1 protein-coding gene is annotated in these 1,720 nt (G+C 69.1%); it reads left to right on the top strand.

Going from position 1 to position 1,720, the window contains the following annotated elements:
- The first annotated feature begins 119 nt into the window (after positions 1-119).
- On the top strand, positions 120-1,547 hold the full coding sequence (locus tag ACFW2Y_RS35715) for an IS1380 family transposase (RefSeq protein WP_384887887.1): 1,428 nt from the start codon (positions 120-122) through the stop codon (positions 1,545-1,547).
- Positions 1,548-1,720 lie beyond the last annotated feature (173 nt).

Raw genomic sequence — 1,720 nt, 5'->3', positions numbered from 1 at the left:
ACCCGGGGTATTCAGCGGAATTGGGTGATCTGACGGTCCGGTAGCAGAAAGGTGCCGCTGGCCTGCAAGGATGCGAGTGTCTAGGTCGTATCCGCTGCGAGAGTCAGGGCACCAATCTGGTGAGCGAGCCTACAGGGTGGGACCGGCGGCTGACCGTGGTCGCCGACGGCAAGGGGCTGATCGGGCATGCCGGGGCGGTGCTGCTGCGCCGTCTGGCCGACCGTACGGGGCTGACGGCCGCGCTGGCGGGCGTGCTGCCCGCCAGGAGCGGGGCGGGCTGGCGTGATCGCGGGGCGGTACTCGTGCAGCTCGCGGTCGCGATCGTGCTGGGGGCGGCGAACCTTTCCGACGCCGAGCAACTCCAGGCCCATCACCAGGGCCTGTTCGGGCCTGCGGTGTCGGACTCGACGACGCGGCGGACGCTGGCAGCGATGGACGAGGCGGTCCTCGCGGGGATCGGACGCGCGCGGGCGCGGGTGCGTCGGCATGTGTGGTCGCTGCTGGCCTTGCGGCCGGGCGGCTTCCCCTGGCTGACCGTCGCGGGCAAGCACCTGCACCGCTGGGTCGTGATCGACATGGATGCCACGATCATCACGGCCGCGTCGAAGAAGCAGGGCGCCTCGGCGACCTGGAAGAAGACCTACGGCTTTCATCCCCTCGCGGCGTGGTGCGCGAATACGGGCGAGTGTCTGGCGATGTGGCTGCGGACCGGCAGCGCCGGGTCGAACACGGTCGCCGACCACCTGCGGGTGCTGGCTGAGGCCCTGGCCCAGGTCCCCGGTGCCTCGACCGCGAAGATCCTGGTGCGCGTCGACGGCGCGGGCGCGACCCACGGCCTGCACGAGCACCTGCGGGATCTGAACACGCTACGCCGCACGGTCCGCTTCACCACCGGCTGGAAGATCACCGACGAGGACGAGAAGGCCATCTCGAAGCTGCCCAGGACGGCGTGGGAGACGGCAATCACTCAGGACGGCGAACCCCAGGAGGGCTACTTCGTTGCCGAGTTGACCGGGCTGAACACCCGCGACGGCTGGATCAAGGGGATGCGGCTGATCGTCCGCCGGGTCAAGCCATCCGGCCGACAGATGAAGGACCTGACCGCGTTCGAGAAGCGCACCGGCTGGAAGTACTCGATCATCGCGACGAACATCTCCAAGATGACCCGCGTCCGCGGCTCCCACCAGATCCAGTGGCTGGACGCTCTGCATCGCCACCACGCGGTCGTCGAAGATCACGTCCGCACGAACAAGACGATGGGTCTGCACAATCTGCCGTCGAAGTCCTGGCAGGTCAACGAGGCGTGGATGCTCACCGCGAACCTTGCCGCCGACCTTCACACCTGGCTGCGACTGCTGACCCTGCACGACCAGGGGGACCTGGCCGACGCCGAGCCGGACACCATGCGCTTTCGCCTCTACCACCTGCCCGCCCGACTTGCGAAACACGCCCGACGCCGTTGGCTGCGAATCGAGACCACCTGGCCCTGGGCCGGGGCGTTCACCCTGGCCTGGCGGCGGCTCATCGCACTCCCGGCCGTCACCTGACCGCCGGGCGCCCATCACGACGAGCCCAAGAAGGGAGCAGTACCGCAAGTCCCGGCCCCGTGGAAGCCGGCGTCCCCGCAGCGTCATGCGACGGCCCGCCTCACCGGCACCGAGGACATTACGGGCGAACCGCCGCGACGATCACACCCGGAAGGCGGCTGAAGGATCGAGGT

This window comes from Streptomyces sp. NPDC058877, assembly GCF_042742855.1.
Classification (GTDB): domain Bacteria; phylum Actinomycetota; class Actinomycetes; order Streptomycetales; family Streptomycetaceae; genus Streptomyces.
Note: the sequence above shows the minus strand (reverse complement) of the source record. Positions and strands in the feature narration are given on the sequence as shown.